This window comes from Polaribacter sp. M10 (genome assembly GCF_054968445.1).
On sequence record NZ_JBSSBG010000007.1, the window covers coordinates 150,799 to 167,714 of the forward strand.

General features: G+C 28.5%; 15 protein-coding genes. 6 read left to right on the forward strand and 9 right to left on the reverse strand.

Annotated features, from left to right (window positions below; translation table 11 throughout):
• Positions 1-41: 41 nt before the first annotated feature.
• The 7 genes from ACWYN7_RS09025 to nusB all read right to left on the reverse strand — a co-directional run bounded on the left by ACWYN7_RS09025 (position 42) and on the right by nusB (position 5,830).
• Complete coding sequence (locus ACWYN7_RS09025; RefSeq protein WP_462859589.1) at positions 42-743, reverse strand: response regulator transcription factor; 702 nt, start codon at positions 741-743, stop codon at positions 42-44.
• A 10-nt stretch (positions 744-753) separates the two neighbouring features.
• Positions 754-2,322 carry a sensor histidine kinase gene (locus ACWYN7_RS09030; protein ID WP_462859590.1) on the reverse strand — a complete coding sequence of 523 codons (1,569 nt, stop codon included), beginning with the start codon at positions 2,320-2,322 and terminating at the stop codon, positions 754-756.
• 112 nt (positions 2,323-2,434) lie between these two features.
• Positions 2,435-3,028, reverse strand: coding sequence for a dephospho-CoA kinase (gene coaE, locus ACWYN7_RS09035; RefSeq protein WP_462859591.1), 594 nt, complete (start codon positions 3,026-3,028; stop codon positions 2,435-2,437).
• Complete coding sequence (locus tag ACWYN7_RS09040) at positions 3,029-3,967, reverse strand: YbbR-like domain-containing protein (protein WP_462859592.1); 939 nt, start codon at positions 3,965-3,967, stop codon at positions 3,029-3,031.
• 103 nt (positions 3,968-4,070) lie between these two features.
• Positions 4,071-4,364, reverse strand: coding sequence for a preprotein translocase subunit YajC (gene yajC, locus ACWYN7_RS09045; protein WP_462859593.1), 294 nt, complete (start codon positions 4,362-4,364; stop codon positions 4,071-4,073).
• A gap of 13 nt (positions 4,365-4,377) precedes the next feature.
• The gene (locus ACWYN7_RS09050) at positions 4,378-4,842 is read right to left on the reverse strand and encodes a DUF1573 domain-containing protein (RefSeq protein WP_462859594.1); all 465 of its coding nucleotides are present in this window, start codon (positions 4,840-4,842) and stop codon (positions 4,378-4,380) included.
• 49 nt (positions 4,843-4,891) lie between these two features.
• Positions 4,892-5,830: a transcription antitermination factor NusB gene (gene nusB / locus ACWYN7_RS09055; RefSeq protein WP_462859595.1), complete on the reverse strand. Its 939-nt coding sequence runs from the start codon at positions 5,828-5,830 to the stop codon at positions 4,892-4,894.
• A gap of 147 nt (positions 5,831-5,977) precedes the next feature.
• Between nusB and ACWYN7_RS09060 the strand changes: the two genes are divergently transcribed.
• Positions 5,978-7,732 carry an ABC transporter ATP-binding protein gene (locus ACWYN7_RS09060; protein WP_462859596.1) on the forward strand — a complete coding sequence of 585 codons (1,755 nt, stop codon included), beginning with the start codon at positions 5,978-5,980 and terminating at the stop codon, positions 7,730-7,732.
• Positions 7,733-7,810: 78 nt separating this feature from the next.
• Positions 7,811-8,173 (forward strand): PUR family DNA/RNA-binding protein, encoded by a 363-nt coding sequence (locus ACWYN7_RS09065; protein WP_462859597.1) that lies wholly within the window; start codon positions 7,811-7,813, stop codon positions 8,171-8,173.
• Positions 8,174-8,310: 137 nt separating this feature from the next.
• Here the strand turns inward: ACWYN7_RS09065 and ACWYN7_RS09070 are convergent, their stop codons facing one another.
• Together ACWYN7_RS09070 and ACWYN7_RS09075 are read right to left on the reverse strand one after the other, a co-directional pair.
• Positions 8,311-9,354 (reverse strand): chorismate-binding protein, encoded by a 1,044-nt coding sequence (locus tag ACWYN7_RS09070; RefSeq protein WP_462859598.1) that lies wholly within the window; start codon positions 9,352-9,354, stop codon positions 8,311-8,313.
• A 3-nt stretch (positions 9,355-9,357) separates the two neighbouring features.
• Positions 9,358-9,774, reverse strand: a complete 417-nt coding sequence (locus tag ACWYN7_RS09075) for a PaaI family thioesterase (protein WP_462859599.1) — start codon at positions 9,772-9,774, stop codon at positions 9,358-9,360.
• A 72-nt stretch (positions 9,775-9,846) separates the two neighbouring features.
• Here ACWYN7_RS09075 and ACWYN7_RS09080 point away from each other — a divergent pair, with 72 nt between their 5' ends.
• From ACWYN7_RS09080 to ACWYN7_RS09095, 4 genes are all read left to right on the forward strand, one after another.
• On the forward strand, positions 9,847-10,335 hold the full coding sequence (locus ACWYN7_RS09080) for an IS1096 element passenger TnpR family protein (RefSeq protein WP_462859600.1): 489 nt from the start codon (positions 9,847-9,849) through the stop codon (positions 10,333-10,335).
• A 127-nt stretch (positions 10,336-10,462) separates the two neighbouring features.
• The gene (locus ACWYN7_RS09085; RefSeq protein WP_462859601.1) at positions 10,463-11,362 is read left to right on the forward strand and encodes an ABC transporter ATP-binding protein; all 900 of its coding nucleotides are present in this window, start codon (positions 10,463-10,465) and stop codon (positions 11,360-11,362) included.
• Positions 11,363-11,381: 19 nt separating this feature from the next.
• A complete protein-coding gene (locus tag ACWYN7_RS09090) occupies positions 11,382-12,227 on the forward strand; it encodes an ABC transporter permease (protein ID WP_462859602.1) in 846 nt (281 codons plus the stop codon).
• A 198-nt stretch (positions 12,228-12,425) separates the two neighbouring features.
• Positions 12,426-16,916: IgGFc-binding protein (locus ACWYN7_RS09095; protein WP_462859603.1), on the forward strand; the 4,491-nt coding region annotated here is incomplete at its 3' end.

Below are 16,916 nucleotides of genomic sequence, written 5' to 3' on the forward strand. Positions count from 1 at the left end.
ATACTAAGTTGAGTTCTATTTTTATGGAAGTAATTCTTTTTTTATGATTTATCAACCAACCTAAAACCTTCTCCATGGATATTTAAAATTTCAACATTTTCGTCTTCTTTTAAATACTTACGTAATTTAGCTATGTAAACATCCATACTTCTAGACGTAAAATAATTATCGTCTCTCCAAATTTTGGTAAGGGCTAATTCTCTTGGCATTAAATCATTTTTATGTATGGCCAACATTCTTAACAATTTACTTTCTTTTGGCGATAATTTACTAGGTTCGCCATCTTTACCAATTGATAAGTGACGCAATTTAGAGTTAAAGAAAAAAGAACCAATTTCAAACTCAAATTGTTCTGATTCAGCAGATTTATCTGTTTCTTTACGTTGCAAAATTGCTTTAATTTTGTGCAATAAAACTTCTGAATCGAAAGGTTTATTTAAATAATCATCTGCACCAACTGCATAACCTTTTAAAACATCTTCTTTTAATGTTTTTGCGGTTAAGAAAATAATTGGCACTTCTTTGTTTGTTGCTCTAATGTCTTGTGCTAAAGAAAAACCGTCTTTACGAGGCATCATTACATCTAAAATACACAGATCGAAATCGCTATTTTTAAACATAATTAATCCTTCTATACCGTCTTTAGCATGTGTAACGTTATAATCATTTAACGCTAAATAATCTTTTAAGACTGTTCCAAAATTTGGATCATCTTCGACTAATAAAATCTTTTTACTTCCCATTTTTAAACTTTTAAATTAAAGGTAATTTCACTGTAAATATGCTTCCTTTTCCTTTTTCACTTTCAACAAACACTGTTCCATGATGTTTATCTACAATTTCTTTAACATAGGCTAAACCTAATCCATGACCTTTTACATCATGTACATTTCCTTTTTGTTCTCTATAGAATTTGTCAAAAACGTGTTTTTGTACGTTTTTTACCATTCCTATACCTTGGTCTTTTATTTTTACAATAAAAAACTTATTGGTGCTTTCTGTATATACGTCTATAATTGGAGCTCCTTCTGTGTATTTAATTCCATTTTCTAAAATATTTACAAATACATTGGTTAAATGAAACTCGTTTCCTGAAATTTCTGATATAATTGCCTCAAAATGGGTTTTTATCGTTCCATTTCTATCATTAATTAATAAACTTACATGATTAATAGCATCGTCTATTACATCATGAATATCGATAACGCTTTTGCTAATGTCTAATTGGTTTTTTTCTAATCTAGAAATACGTAAAACATTTTCAACTTGCGTATGCATTCTTTTATTTTCGTCGCGAATCATGTTAATGTATCGCATTACTTTTTCAGAATCACTAATAATTTTTGGATTTTTTATAGAATCTAGAGCCAAATTAATTGTTGCTATTGGCGTTTTAAATTCGTGTGTCATATTATTAATAAAATCCGTTTTAATTTCTGATATTTTTTTCTGTTTTGTTAATTGGTATAAAGAACTTGAAAACGCAATAATGATGATAAATATAAAAAATAAAGACAATAATAAAATATTAGAAATACCCGATAATATATGTTTGTTTTTCGATGGAAAAGTTACATATAACAAATATTCAGGATTACCTTCTCCGTCTTTTATTAATGGATATTTAATACTATTTTGTTTGTTAATTGTATAATAACCCGATTTTAGTTTTGTGGCTAATTGATCATTACTATACACTCCATATTTAAAGTCTAAATTAATATTTCTTTTGTTTAATTCATCTTTAATTGTTGCATTTAATTCTTTATTACTTATTCTTTTATGTATTGGTTTTGTTTTGTTTATATTTCTAAAAACCTCTTCGAACTCACTTTTTTCTATACTTCGTAATCGAGAGGTAAATGAATATCTTTTTTCATCTACAGAAGAAAAAAGATTATCGGGTCCTTTTATTAATTTTGATTGAAAAAAATCGTTTTTACCTGTTATTCTTTTTACTATTATACTATCATTATCTAAAAAATCGGTAGGCATTTTAAAATTTTCTTCTAAAATTGTACCTCCATAAGTAAACTTTTCTTTGGTGGTTGTATCAATTTCTTGAAACAGAAAATTCTTAATTTGTGCTTCATCTGCCATCACCGAATTTTCTAAAATACCTTCGTATTTCTTTTCTAAAAAAGCGCGCTCTTTTTCATTAATTCTTTCAGCTACTCTACCTAAAGAAATCTTAACATCATTCTTAAATTGTTCTCTTTTACTATCTACAGCATTGTTTATCCAATACAGCTGAACAGCAATAATTCCAATCAAGGAAATGCTCATTAAAATTACGATAAGAACAAACATTTTTTTGCCCATAAATCAAAGTTAAGCCAATAAAAAATTGCATTTCGCGTTTTTAACGTTGATTAACAAAAAAAATAGAAATTTAAGACTAATTTAACAATAACGTTAAATTTAAATAAAGCTTTTAGAATTTTTCTGTTAAAATATGATGGATTTTGTGCACTTGATTTTGAGTTTCATCAAGAGAATTATTAAAAATAATATAATTAGATTGATGCATTTTTTTTTCATCATTCCATTGATTTTTCATCCTATTTAAAACCTCTTGTCTAGAGCAAGAATCTCTAGAAATAACTCGATTAATTTTAGTTTCTAAATCTGCATAAACTGTAATAATAACATCACACTTTAAATGACTTTTACTTTCAAATAAAATGGCATTCTCATAAATAATGTAGTCTTTTTCTATATTTTGTTTGATAAATTCTTGAAAATGTTTTTTTACTTCTGGATGTACAATTGCATTAAGCTCAGATAATTTTTGTTTATTTTTAAAAACAATATCTGCAATGTATTTTCTATTTAAAGTAGCATCATCTATATAAGCATCTTTACCGAAAGTAGCTGTTATTTTTTGTTTGATGATTTTTGATGCGTTCATCAATTTTTTAGCTTCTACATCTGCCACATATATAGCCACATTTTTATGAGCAGCAAAAAAATTTGCAACTGTAGTTTTACCACTACCAATACCACCTGTTAAACCAACTATTATCATTTACTTCTGAATTAAAAAATCAATTTTTGAGGGTGTAATTTTAATACTCTTTAAAAAATCTGGTTTTGCAATTACTTTTGGTATTAAATACCCTAAATTATTTTTTTCTGATAAAGCATAATCGCATTCAATAAGAAAAGATGAAGTTGAAACTTTTGTAAAATTAGACAAAGCAACCACAAAAACAACTTCAATATTTTCTGTAAGTGTGGTTAAATTAACAGATTCTGGCAAGTTTTTAATGATAAAAGGTACTTGCAATGTGCCTTCTGTAAACTTATCAACTTTTCCAGAAATGGTAACTTTTTTTTGCTTAAACTTTAAGTTTTGTTGTTTAACTGGTTTTATAATACTGACTTCTTTATTAAAATCTGATTTTACATCTTTTAAAACCAACTTACTTAAATTTAAATGGCTAATTTCTTTAATTTGAGATTCTGGTCCAGAAATTACAATAGAATCTGGTTGATAATTTATTTCGTTTAAAAGATCGTATCCAATATGATAATCGATTTCTAAATTGGGTTTTAATGCTACTTTTTTTGAAGCCAAAATACCTAAATTTAAGTAAATGGTATCTTGTATAATTTCTTGCAATTGAACACCAGAAATTAATTGTTTTTGAATTTTTAAATACTGATTTCTTGGTAAAAAATAATATTTTGAAGCATTTTTCTTAGTTAATTTCGATGCATCTAAATGAAGTTTTTTATTTCTAATTTTAGACCTTAAAATTTTAAAACCAGATGCTTTTACAGCAATGTTTATTTGTTTAATTGGTGTTTCTTGTAGCAATTTATCTTGCGCAATATTTGTATAATCTACTGTATAAGTTATTACAGAAGTATATTCTTTAGAGAATGTAATTAATAACCATATTACAGAAGAAATGATTAAAAAACTAATAAATGTTTTCGGTATTTTCTTTGAAGATTTCACCCTGATTTTAAATTTATTGCAATCTACTGAAAAAGCTTGTAAACAAAAAAATGAGCTTAATCTAAATCTAGAAAAAGCTCATTACATATTTTTTTTAAAAAAATTACTTTTTTGCTGGTGCTGAGTATTTTTTACTCAATTCCATAGAAATTGCAGAACGTTCAAATTTAATTTTTCCTGCTCCAGTTTCTATTGTAATGGTATTGTCTGTAGCGTTAATTTCTACAATTTTACCGTGAATACCACTTGTGGTAATTACTTTAGCTCCTTTTTTTATTTCTGCCTGAAAAGCCTTTTCTTTTTTCTGACGGCTAATTTGTGGTCTTAAAATAAAAAGATATAATACTAAAATCATTGCCGCAAATGGCAACATACTTGCTAAGGTTCCTGAATCCATTATAAAAATTAAATTATGATTTTGCTTTTGGTGTTACCATACCTTTAAGAGTTAAAATTTCTCTTCCAGTTTCGGTATTAGTAATTAAAGTAATGTTTTTTTGTTGTCTGTTTCTTTTTCCACTTGTGTTAAATCTTACCTGAATGTCTTCAGTTTCTCCTGGTTTAATAGGTTTTTTAGGCCAAACAGGTACTGTACAACCACAAGTAACTTTTGCATCAGTAATAATTAAATCTGTTTTACCAGAATTTGTAACTTTAAAAACTGTTTCTACAATTTCGCCTTCATTTACAGTTCCGAAATCAAATTCTTTGTTTTCGAAAGAAATTGAAGCTGCTCCTTTTTTAATAGCTACATCTCTAGACTTTGCTACTTCTAAATTTTCTTTGTTAATTTTTGCAGCTGCTTTTTCTTTTCCACAAGAAACGAATAAAGTGGTAGAAAGTATAAAAGCGAATAATATTGTTATTTTTCTCATAATTCTATAATTTGTGTAAAAATAATAAAAATTGTCTAAAATGATGAGCTTATAGCAATCCTCTACCTATTTTAACAATTCTTTTGTCTTTCAGAAACTCTTTCGATATTTTATCTAAAACTCCGTTTATAAAATAACTACTTTTTGATGTTGAATAATCTTTGGCAACTTCTATATACTCATTAATAGTAACCCTTACTGGTATAGAAGGAAAATTAAGAAACTCGGTCATTGCCATTTTTATTAAAATCATATCTATGTCTGCAATTCTATCAGTTTCCCAATTAGGAGTTTTTGCAGTAATATCTTCTTCGTAAGTTTTGTGTTTTAAAACTGTTTTTTTAAACAAATTAGATACAAATTCTTCATCATCTTTATCTTTGTATAATCTACTTAAAATAAAGGTTTTGTCTGGCTTACATTTGCTTAACGTTTTTACAACCCACGTATTTACAAAAGGAATATCATCTAACCAAGAAATCATTTTATCTTCGTAATATTCAGATAACTTTTCGTTTGGTGCTATAATTTCTTTAAAAAAATCGATTACAAATGCTTTATCAACCTTAAAAGAGTCTTCTGTGGTGTTTATGTATTTTTTGTACAAATCGCTTTTTTGCAATTCATCAAAAATAATTTTTACATACTCATCATCTAACTCCCAATTATCTAACTTATTTAGTTCTACATAACCTTCTAAACTGATACTTTCTGCAAGTTGATTAATCAGCTTATTGTCAATAAATTTAGTGTTGGGTTTTAAATCTTCTTTAGTGGCAAGAATTTTCTTTTTAGATAGCGCTATTTTTTTAGCTGCTAATTTTTGTACTTCAATTATTAATTGAAAATTTAAAACGTACAAATCGTACATTTTTAAAATACTGTGTTTTAAAAACTTTTCTTCTCTAATAATATCATCATTATGAGATTGTTGTATAGCATACACAGATTGCATTACTTTAACTCGAATATGTCTTCTGTTAATCATTGTAAAGAACTTAAATCGCTTTTTAATTTGCTTTGCAAAAATAGTATTTATTTAGTTTCTCAACATCACTTTTTTAATTCTTTTTTAAGAAAATATATCTTTCTGAAACTCGTATCTTCGTGCTCAATATTTTAACTCAATTCTCTTTTGAAAGCATTACAATATTTAAACAAATATTTTTCTAAATACAAATGGCGCATCTTAGCAGGATTGTTAATAACAGTCTTATCTAAACTTCTTGCGCTTCAAGTTCCAAGAATTATTAAAGAATCTTTTAATATTGTAGAAGATTATAAAAACGGAGCTGTTACAGATTTAGCCATTGTTAAAGACGAACTTTTAAAAAATGTACTTATTATAGTAGGTGTGGCTTTATTAAGTGGTTTTTTTACCTTTTTAATGAGGCAAACTATTATTGTTACTTCTAGGTTGATAGAATTCGATTTAAAAAACGAAATCTATCAGCAATACCAAAAACTATCGCTTAATTTCTATAAAAAAAATAGAACGGGTGATTTAATGAACAGAATTAGCGAAGATGTTGGTAAAGTAAGAATGTATGTTGGCCCAGCTGTTATGTATACCATGAATATGCTAGTGCTTTTTGCAGTAGGTTTTACACAAATGACAAGAGTAGATTTAAAACTTACATTATATACTTTAATACCTTTTCCTTTATTATCTATTTCTATATTTATACTGAGTAAAATTATTCATAAAAGAAGTACAATTGTTCAGCAATATTTATCAAAATTAACCACTTTTAATCAAGAGTTTTTTTCAGGGATAAATGTGGTAAAATCTTACGGAATTGAATCTTCCATAATTAAAGATTTTGATACCATTTCAGATTTAAGCAAAGAGAAAAACATTAACCTACAAAAAGCAAATGCATTGTTTTTTCCTTTAATGATTTTATTAATCGGAATGAGCAACTTAATTGTAATTTATGTTGGTGGAAATCAATACATAAATGGCGAAATAAAATCTGGAGTTATCATAGAATTTATCATGTACGTAAACATTTTAACTTGGCCAGTGGCAGTTGTGGGTTGGGTAACTTCTATGGTGCAACAAGCAGAAGCATCGCAAGCTAGAATTAATGAATTTTTGGACCAAGTGCCAGAAATTAAAAACGAAAGCAAAACACCTACAGAAATTTACGGAAAAGTTACGTTTAAAGATGTTACTTTTACTTATGATGATACTAATATTACTGCTTTAAAAAACATCAATTTTACTGTAAATCCTGGTGAAACTTTAGCTATTTTAGGGAAAACTGGTTCTGGAAAATCTACAATTATAGAACTTATTTCTAGATTGTATGATACCAAACAAGGCACAGTTTTGTTAGATGACAAACCAATAAAAGAAGCCAATTTAAACGATATTAGAAATCAGATTGGTTTTGTGCCTCAAGATCCTTTTTTGTTTTCTGACACAATTAGTAACAATATTAAATTTGGTAAAGAAGATGCTACAGAAGAAGAAATTACAACTGCAGCAAAAAATGCTGATGTACATAAAAACATCATTGATTTTCCAAAAGGATATGACACAATTCTTGGAGAACGTGGTGTAACTCTTTCTGGCGGACAAAAACAACGTGTTTCTATTGCAAGAGCAATTATTAAAAATCCTAAAATTTTAATTTTTGATGATTGCTTATCAGCCGTAGATACAGAAACCGAAGAAAAAATACTTTCTAACTTAGAAAAAGTATCTAAAAATAAAACCACATTTATTATTAGTCACAGAGTTTCATCAGCAAAAAATGCAGATAAAATAATTGTTTTAGATGATGGTAAAATTACACAACAAGGAACTCACAATCAATTAATAACTAAAGAAGGTTATTACAAAGATTTGTACGATCAACAACTTTTAGAAAAAGAATTTTAATGTTTAACATTGCTACCTAAATTATTTTATTAGATTTGTACACATAACAAACAAAAATAACTACTATTTAAAAAGATTATGGCAGAGAGAGTTGAACAGGAGGAAATTTTTTCGCAAGTACTAAGAGCAGGAAGAAGAACCTATTTTTTTGATGTAAGAGCTACAAAAGCAGACGATTATTATTTAACTGTTACAGAAAGTAAAAAATTTACGCATGATGATGGATCTTTCCACTATCAAAAACATAAAATTTATTTATATAAAGAAGATTTTTCTGATTTTCATGAAATGCTAAAAAAAGCAACAGATTACATTATTGCAGAAAAAGGTAATGAGGTAATTAGCGAACGTCATCAAAAAGACTTTAAAAAAGAAGATAATTTTACAGAAGAACCAAAATCTGCACAGAGTTTTACAGATGTTTCTTTTGATGATATTTAATACTATCTATTTGATTTTTAATTAGTTTTTTTTTGATGAATTATTTTACTCAGTATATTATTTTTACAATTTAGTATATAATTCAAATTCAATTTACACGTTTCAAAAAACTGTAAGCAATTATGCTTGCAGTTTTTTTATAAAACTTTTTTAATGGTTTTACTTTTTAAAACCGTTTCTTGCCACTCATTTTTAGCAATGCTATCTTTAGTAATACCACCACCAACATAAATAATAGCAGTGTTATTTTGTATTTGCATGCATCTTAAGTTTACAAAAAGCGACGATTTTTTATTGATATTCAGTTCACCCAAAAAACCAGTGTAAAAACTTCTATCATAATTTTCGTTTTCTAAAATAAAATCTTTCGCCATATTTCTAGGCAAACCACAAACTGCAGGTGTTGGATGTAATGCTCTAACTAATGATTTTAAGTCTGATTTTTCACTAAGCTTCCCTTCTACTTTAGTTCTTAAATGCAGTAAATTACCTGCTTTTATAGTTTCTGTTTTATCAATTTTTAATTTTGATGAAATTGTATGCAATTGATGTTCAATAAAATCGGTAACCAATTGTTGTTCTTCCAATTCTTTGCTTTTCCAAAGAGGTTTTTCTTGTCCATTATCAACCTGAGTGCCAGCTAAAGACATGGTTTTAAAAACATCATTTTCGATATTTAAAAGCGTTTCTGGTGTTGCACCAAACCACAAACCAACTTTTGGATGATACCAACAATACACAAAAGCATTTTTATAATTTTGTAATAATTTTTTATAAATTTCGAGCAAATCAAAATTACTGATTTTAACCAACTCCTTTCTAGAAATTACAATCTTCTTTAAATTGCTGGCATTTATTTTTGCAATGGTTTTTTCAACCAAATTGATGTGTTTTTCTTTCGCAGTTTCATCCACCAAAAAAGTTTTCTCAAGAGCAGCATCATCAAATTTTAAGTTGATGGTTTCTTGGAATTCTTCAGATTTTTCAGTTGGAAATAACAGGGCTTTTTTATCGGCATTAAAAGGCGCAAAAACAAAACCAGATTCTTTAAAACTTGTGGTATAAATTAGCGCATCATTTGGCCTAAAAAAACCAGAAATAGTATTTTTATTTGGTTTTCTATAAATTACAAATGGCAATTTTTCGTTATAACAACGAATCACTTTATCAAAAATTCTCATCTACTATTTTTTGTCTAAAACAATATTGGTTAGTTTACAAATAGAAATTAAGTTGTCTTTTTCGTCTACAATTTTAATTTCCCAAAGATGAGTAGTTCTACCTTTATGAATTGGTTTTCCTATACCAAAAACAAAACCTTCTTTTACACTTTTTATATGGTTTATACTTAGCTCAATACCTTTTATAATTTTAGTTTTGGTATCTACAAATAAAGCAGATGCACAACTACCAACAGTTTCTGCTAAGGCTGCAGTTGCACCTCCATGCAAAATACCAAAAGGCTGGTAAACTGCTGTATTTACTGGCATTTTAGCTTTTAAAAAATCTTCACCTACATCTACAAACTCTATTTTTAAAGTTTCCATTAAGGTGTTTTTATTAAGACTATTTAGTGCTAAAAGCGTTTTTTCTTTATCCATTTAAGCGTGATTAAGATTGTAAAAATAAGCATAATTTATTGTATTTTTGCAGCTCAATATTTTAATGATTATATGTACAAAATACGAGTTATCTTAGATACTAAAGAAGATGTTATTAGAACAATTTTGGTTGATGAGCATATCAATTTAGAAATTTTACACAATACAATTGCAACTGCATTTGGTTTTGAAGGGCAAGAAATGGCTTCTTTTTACAAAACTGACGACGAATGGAACCAAGGTGAAGAAATTCCGTTGTTTAATATGGCAGAAGCAGGCGAAGCTATTTCTATGCAAACTTGTATTTTAAAAGACACTTTACCACTAGAAAATGATAAATTAATTTATGTTTATGATTTTTTAAATATGTGGACGTTTTATGTTGATGTGATAGAAATATCATCAGAAAATAGAGAAGATTTACCACAAACTATTTTAACCGTTGGCGAAATTCCTGCTGAAGCACCTGAAAAAGAATTTGTTGCAGATAAATTAGAAGGTGAAAACGATGATGATGATGAATTTGACATTTTTGATGATTTTGATTTTAATGAATATTAGTTTTAAGCTCAAAAATCATTTTTTAAAGTTGATTGCTATAAAATGTAACAAACTTTAACCTTTTTTCCCTTGTAACAAAATTGTACTTTAGTCGTCTTACTTTTTATAACTGACTAAATCAATTTCTTTGGAAACAATCTTATCTCTTAAAAATTTAGACAAAAAATACGGAGCTGTTCATGCTGTAAATAATCTTTCTTTTGATATTCAAAAAGGAAACGTTTACGGAATTCTTGGGCCAAATGGTTCTGGTAAATCAACAACTTTAGGAATTATCTTAAACGTTGTAAATAGAACTTCTGGCGAGTTTTCGTGGTTTGATGGCAAACTATCTACACACGAAGCTTTAAAAAAAGTAGGTGCAATTATAGAACGCCCAAACTTTTATCCTTACATGACAGCTACTCAGAATTTGGCATTAATTTGTAAGATAAAAGGAATATCAACAGAAAAAATTGATGAAAAATTAACCACAGTAAATCTTTTTGAAAGAAGAAATAGTAAGTTTAAAACTTTTTCTTTGGGGATGAAACAACGTTTGGCAATTGCTTCTGCATTATTAAACGATCCTGAAATTTTAATTTTAGATGAACCTACCAATGGTTTAGATCCGCAAGGAATACATGAAATTCGTGAAATCATCAAAAAAATTGCTGCTAATGGAACTACGATTTTGTTGGCCTCTCACCTATTAGACGAAGTAGAAAAAGTTTGTAGTCATGTAGTTGTTATTAGAAAAGGTGTAAAATTATACGCTGGTAGAGTTGATGAAATGACAGCTTCTAATGGTTTATTAGAACTAAAAATTGATACTAAAGAAGACGAATTAATTGCGTTTTTAGAAAATCACGATTCAATTTTAAAGGTTGCTAAAGATCATGAAACAATAATTGCAACGTTAAGTAAAAATTTATCAGCATCAGAAATCAATAAAGATTTATTTAACAAAGGTTTTGTTTTGAGTCATTTAGTAAAACGTAAACCAAGTTTAGAGCAACAATTTTTAGATTTAACAAAAAACAACTAATCAAAAAAAAAATAAAGTCATGTTAAGACTACTTACTATAGAATTTCATAAATTAAGGTACAACAGAGCAAGCAAAATTTTGTCTATAATTTACTTTGGTTTGCTTACATCAATTGCATTAATTGCTGCTATAAAATTTGAATTTGGTAATTTTAAATTACATTTAGCAGATGCAGGAATCTTTAATTTTCCTTATATCTGGCACTTTAATACCTACATTGCTGCCATCTTAAAATTCTTTTTATTGTTGGTAATTGTATCAATGATGAGTAATGAATACAGTTATAAAACCCTAAAACAAAACCTAATAGATGGTTTAAGTAAAAAAGAATTCATACTATCCAAATTTTATACAGTAATTGCTTTTGCTGCAATTTCTACTGTTTTTGTTTTTGTGGTTTCTTTGGTTTTGGGTTTAGTGTATTCAGATTATAATGAGTTTGCCATAATTATTTCTGATTTAGATTATTTATTGGCTTTCTTTATAAAATTAGTTGGTTTTTTCTCTTTTGGTTTATTCTTAGGTATTTTAGTAAAACGTTCTGCTTTTGCTGTTGGTGCCATGTTTGTTTGGCTAATTATTGAAAACATGTTTAGAGGATATCTTTTTTGGCAGTTTAACGAAAACGAACATACTAGTAATACAGTAGATAAATTTATGCAGTTTTTACCTTTAGAATCTATGACCAATTTAATTAAAGAACCTTTTTCTAGATTAGGTGCTGTTAGATCTGCTGCAAATACAATGGGTGAGACTTTTACAAAAAGTTATTCTGTAGATTTTACAAACATTTTAATTGTTTCTTTTTGGACATTCTTATTCATTTATTTGTCTTATAAATTATTATTAAAAAGAGATTTATAATCCGATTTATAAAAAATTACTTTAAGTAAGAGTTACATCTTATTTAAAATTTTTACACAAAATCATATACTTTAAAAGTATATGATTTTTTTTTAAACTATTTAGAACGTTTGTGGTCTAAGTTTGTAATAAGTATTGTTATTTTTTATTAATTTCTTATTATTTTTAACCAAATATTCCTAATTAAACAATTACTCATTGAAATCCAAACTTTTAGTATTAGTCATTTTTGTTTCTTTATTTTATTTGAATGATGCAAATGCACAATTAAGTAAAAAGCATTTTATACCACCTTTAACTTATGCAGAAGAAGGAAATGCCAATCCTGAAAATCAATATTTTTATATTTCTACACCAAGTAATAAAGATGTGAGTTATACCATAAAACAAGTTGGTTCAGATAATGATATTACTGGTATCGTATCTAGCTCAAATCCACAAGAAATTTTTATAGCTACTGGAGACAGCCAACTTTTTGTTCATGCCAATCAAACAGGAGCTGTGCATAGAGATAAAGGATATATAGTAGAAGCAACAGATGTTATTTACGTTTCAATTCGAGTTTTAGCTGGTGGTAGTGCACAAGCTGGAGCACTTGTAAGTAAAGGTTCATCTGCATTAGGCACAACTTTTAGAGCAGGTATGTTTACCAATGAAAATCCGCAAAGTAATTACTTAAATTTTGTTTCAGTAATGGCTTCAGAAGACAATACTCAAGTAACTTTTGATGGTATAACACCTGGTTTAGAAATTAAAAATTATTCAGGTACTTTTCCGTTTTCTGTAACTTTAAATGAAGGCGAAAGTTATATTGTAGCCACAAGTGCAGATGATGTAATTACAAACAGAGATGGTTTAATTGGTACTTTAATTTCTTCGGATAAAAACATTGTTGTAAACACAGGTTCTGCAAATGGTAGTTTTCATAATGGAACTGGTAGAGATTATGGAATGGATCAAATTGTTGGTTTAGATAAAGTAGGTACAGATTATATTTTTGTTAAAGGTGATGGAAATGATGGCTGGGAAAATGTACTTATTGTGGCTCATGAAGATAACACAACAATAAGCATTAACGGAAATGGTGTAAGTACAACCTTAAACAAAGGTGAATATAGCTTAATTGAAGGAAATCAATTTACATCAAATGGCAACCTATTTGTTAAAACTTCTAAGCCTGTTTTTGCTTATCAAGGAGTGGGTGCAAGTACAAGCGAAGCCAACCAAGGTATGTTTTTTGTACCACCTTTAAGTTGCGAAAGCAGAGGAAAAGTAGACAATATACCCAACATAGAAAGTATTGGTAATGTAACATTTTCAGGTGGTGTAACCATAGTAACCAATGCAAATGCAACTGTAAATATCAATTCTCTACCAATCTCAAATTTTGCAACTTCTGGTCCTTTTGCAATTGACATAGACAATGATGGAATTGCAGATTACGAAACCTATAAAGTCATAAATCTTACTGGAAACATCAGCGTAGAAAGTAGCAACGAATTGTATTGTGCTTATTTTAATGTAAATGGGGCTGCTACTTCTGGTAGTTTTTATTCTGGTTTTCCAACAGCTCCCGAAATTAATTTTAACACCACTGTATCTTCTTTGGGTAACTGTATTCCAAATGTAACTTTAGAAGCTGCAAACACAGATTTATTCGACAGTATAAAATGGGAATATTATAACGAAAACACAAATACTTGGGAAGAACGCAGTACAAACGTCACGTATAAACCCATAGAATCTGAACCTGGTAAATATCGTTTAATTGGAACAATAAATTGTACAAACACCACTTTTGAGTCTATTGAAATTCCTGTAAGTATTTGTCCAGATGATTTTGATGGTGATTTGATCATTGACAATTTAGATGTTGATATTGATAATGATGGAATCCTAAATTGCGACGAATCTATTGGAAATGCTACTTTAGATCTTGCTGATAAAGACAACCCTGAAATTATTTTTCAAGATAATTCTACAAACTCAACAATTGTATCAAGAGTTTTTTCTACTTCTGATGTTACAAATACTTACAATGGTCAAAATAATGGAGATTTTCAATCGATAATTTATCCTTCAGTAGATTCTAAATTACAATACGAACTCAATTTTACTCAGAATGTAAATTTTAAATTCACACAAAACAAAAACCAAGACCATACCATTTCTGAAGGCGAATTTTTTATTCTTAAAATTGGTCCAAGTAATAAAAACGTTACACTTTTAGATCCTGATGATCAACTTTTAATTGATAGTAATTTTGATGGTGAATTCGAATCTGGCATTACCAATATTTCTGCTTCAGAAATTCATTTTAAATACAAAGCCAATACAACTGGGGCTTCAAGTACTTTTGAATTTGTTGCCAATCAAGTAGATCAAATCGATTTTAAACATCAATCTACAGGACTTGCAGCTCCATCCACTTTTAGTGGAAATATTGAATTAACTTGTTTTACTTTAGATTCTGATGGAGATGGAATTGAAAATATGTTTGATATTGATTCTGATAATGATGGAGTTCCAGATATCGCAGAAGCATCAGCAACCAAAATAATCTTATCCAATACAGATGCAGATTTAGATGGTTTAGATGATGCTTTTGCAGGAGTTATCACCAATATTGATACAGATAATGATGGCATCCCAAATTATTTAGATGTTGATGCAGATAATGATGGAATTTTTGATTTTATAGAAGCAGGCATATCAGAAAACGATGTTAATAACGATGGAATTTTAGACAATGCAAACGCTGCAAATGTTGGCTTAAACGGATTATTAAATACCTTAGAAACTCCTGATGACAGTAATATTTTGTCGTATACAATTTTAGATTCAGATGCAGATAACATTTATAATTTCTTAGAATTAGATGCAGATAATGACAATTGTTTCGATGTTTTTGAAGCAGGTTTTACAGATAATAATAATGATGGAATTTTAGATGCAACTCCTTTTGCAGTTAATGATGATGGAAAAATCAGCAACAATACAGATGGTTATACAAATCCTAATTTAGATTACATAACAAGTGCTCCCATAGAAATAACTTCTCCTTTCGAAAACGTTATTTTCTGTGAAAACGATACAGATGTTATAACCATAAATAGTACTGCAGATCAATATCAATGGGAAGTTTCTACTGATGGTACAACTTGGAGTCTTATTGCTGATAATGCAATTTATAGCAATAGTAATTCTAATAGTTTACAGCTTACAAATACTCCATTAAGTTATCATAATTATCAATATCGAGTAATTTTAAATAGAACAGGTAATGCGTGTACAGAAACATCGAATATAATTACATTAACTGTAAATCCTTTGCCAATTCTTAAACCAAACCCAGAATTAAATCAGTGTATAGAAGTTGCAGATACAAACACCACTGTAAATTTAACCTTGGCAGAAAACAACATTTCTGAAACTGAAAATGCAACTTTTGAGTATTATAAAGATATGGCTGGTGCTAATTTAATTGCAGATCCTACCTCCTATCCTGTACAGGTAAACATCACAGAAACTGTGTATGTAAAAGTAATTTCAGAGTTTTCTTGTGCATCAAAATTAAGCGAATTAACCATAAATGTTGGGCAAACCATTAGAAATTCTTACAACGAACTTCAACCTCCTGTATGTGATGATTTTTTAGATGCTGATGGAAATGATACTGCAGCAAATTCTGATACCGATAATATTACCAATTTTTATTTAGACGAAACTGCTATTTTAAACGGAATTGATCCTCCTATAAATACACAAGTTTTCTTTTACGAAAATGAAACTGATAGAGATAATTCTTTAAACGAAATTGATATTACAAATTTCAGAAACGACATTACAAAAAACGAAGTAACCAATATTTCAAACGGAATTCAATTCCCTATTTTTTACAAAATTCTAAGTACAATTAATAATGATTGTGAAGGAATAGGCGAATTTTATCTTCAAATTGATGCTGTACCTACAGCAACTCAAGTTCCAGATTTAGAGTTATGTGATGATGGTATTGATGGTGATGCTACTAATGGAATTGTACAAAATTTTGATTTAGAATCACAAACTGCTAGCATTTTAAATGGGCAAAATCCTGCTGATTTTACAGTAACTTATCACCTTTCTAAATCGGATGCCAATGCAGGTATTAACGAATTAAACTCTCCTTTTCAAAATTCAATTCGAGATTCTCAACCTATTTATGTTCGTGTTACAAATAACGCAACTGGTTGTTTTACAGACCACACCTCATTTAATCTAATTGTAAATCCTGTGCCAATTGCTAATTTTGTTGAAGATTTAGAAGTTTGTGACGACAATTCTGATGGTTCTGCAAGAAATGGATTTTCGCAATCTATAGATCTAGAATCACAAACTGCTGGTATTTTAGGCTCTCAAGATCCAAGCATAAATAAGGTTACCTATCACAGCTCTTTGGCTGATGCTCAATCTGGAAATATTCCTTTGGTTTCGCCTTATTCAAATCAAATTCCAAACAGAGAAACCATTTACATTCGTATAGAAAATACAGTTTCTGGTTGTGTTAACGGAATTTCTAATTTTGATGTTATTGTAAACCCAGAACCAACATTCGAAACACCTACAAATCTAGCCTATTGTGATGATGATTTGGATGGTGATGATGCCAATGGAATTGTACAAAACATCGATTTAGACAGTAAAATT

Excerpts from the sequence above, each read along its gene's own strand:
- ACWYN7_RS09050 (WP_462859594.1), bottom strand. The coding sequence starts at position 4,842 with ATGAGAAAAATAACAATATTATTCGCTTTTATACTTTCTACCACTTTA.
- yajC (WP_462859593.1), bottom strand. The coding sequence starts at position 4,364 with ATGGATTCAGGAACCTTAGCAAGTATGTTGCCATTTGCGGCAATGATT.
- ACWYN7_RS09090 (WP_462859602.1), top strand. The coding sequence starts at position 11,382 with ATGTTAAGACTACTTACTATAGAATTTCATAAATTAAGGTACAACAGA.
- ACWYN7_RS09070 (WP_462859598.1), bottom strand. The coding sequence starts at position 9,354 with ATGAGAATTTTTGATAAAGTGATTCGTTGTTATAACGAAAAATTGCCA.
- coaE (WP_462859591.1), bottom strand. The coding sequence starts at position 3,028 with ATGATAATAGTTGGTTTAACAGGTGGTATTGGTAGTGGTAAAACTACA.
- ACWYN7_RS09025 (WP_462859589.1), bottom strand. The coding sequence starts at position 743 with ATGGGAAGTAAAAAGATTTTATTAGTCGAAGATGATCCAAATTTTGGA.
- ACWYN7_RS09065 (WP_462859597.1), top strand. The coding sequence starts at position 7,811 with ATGGCAGAGAGAGTTGAACAGGAGGAAATTTTTTCGCAAGTACTAAGA.
- ACWYN7_RS09075 (WP_462859599.1), bottom strand. The coding sequence starts at position 9,774 with ATGGATAAAGAAAAAACGCTTTTAGCACTAAATAGTCTTAATAAAAAC.
- ACWYN7_RS09030 (WP_462859590.1), bottom strand. The coding sequence starts at position 2,322 with ATGGGCAAAAAAATGTTTGTTCTTATCGTAATTTTAATGAGCATTTCC.
- nusB (WP_462859595.1), bottom strand. The coding sequence starts at position 5,830 with ATGATTAACAGAAGACATATTCGAGTTAAAGTAATGCAATCTGTGTAT.
- ACWYN7_RS09080 (WP_462859600.1), top strand. The coding sequence starts at position 9,847 with ATGTACAAAATACGAGTTATCTTAGATACTAAAGAAGATGTTATTAGA.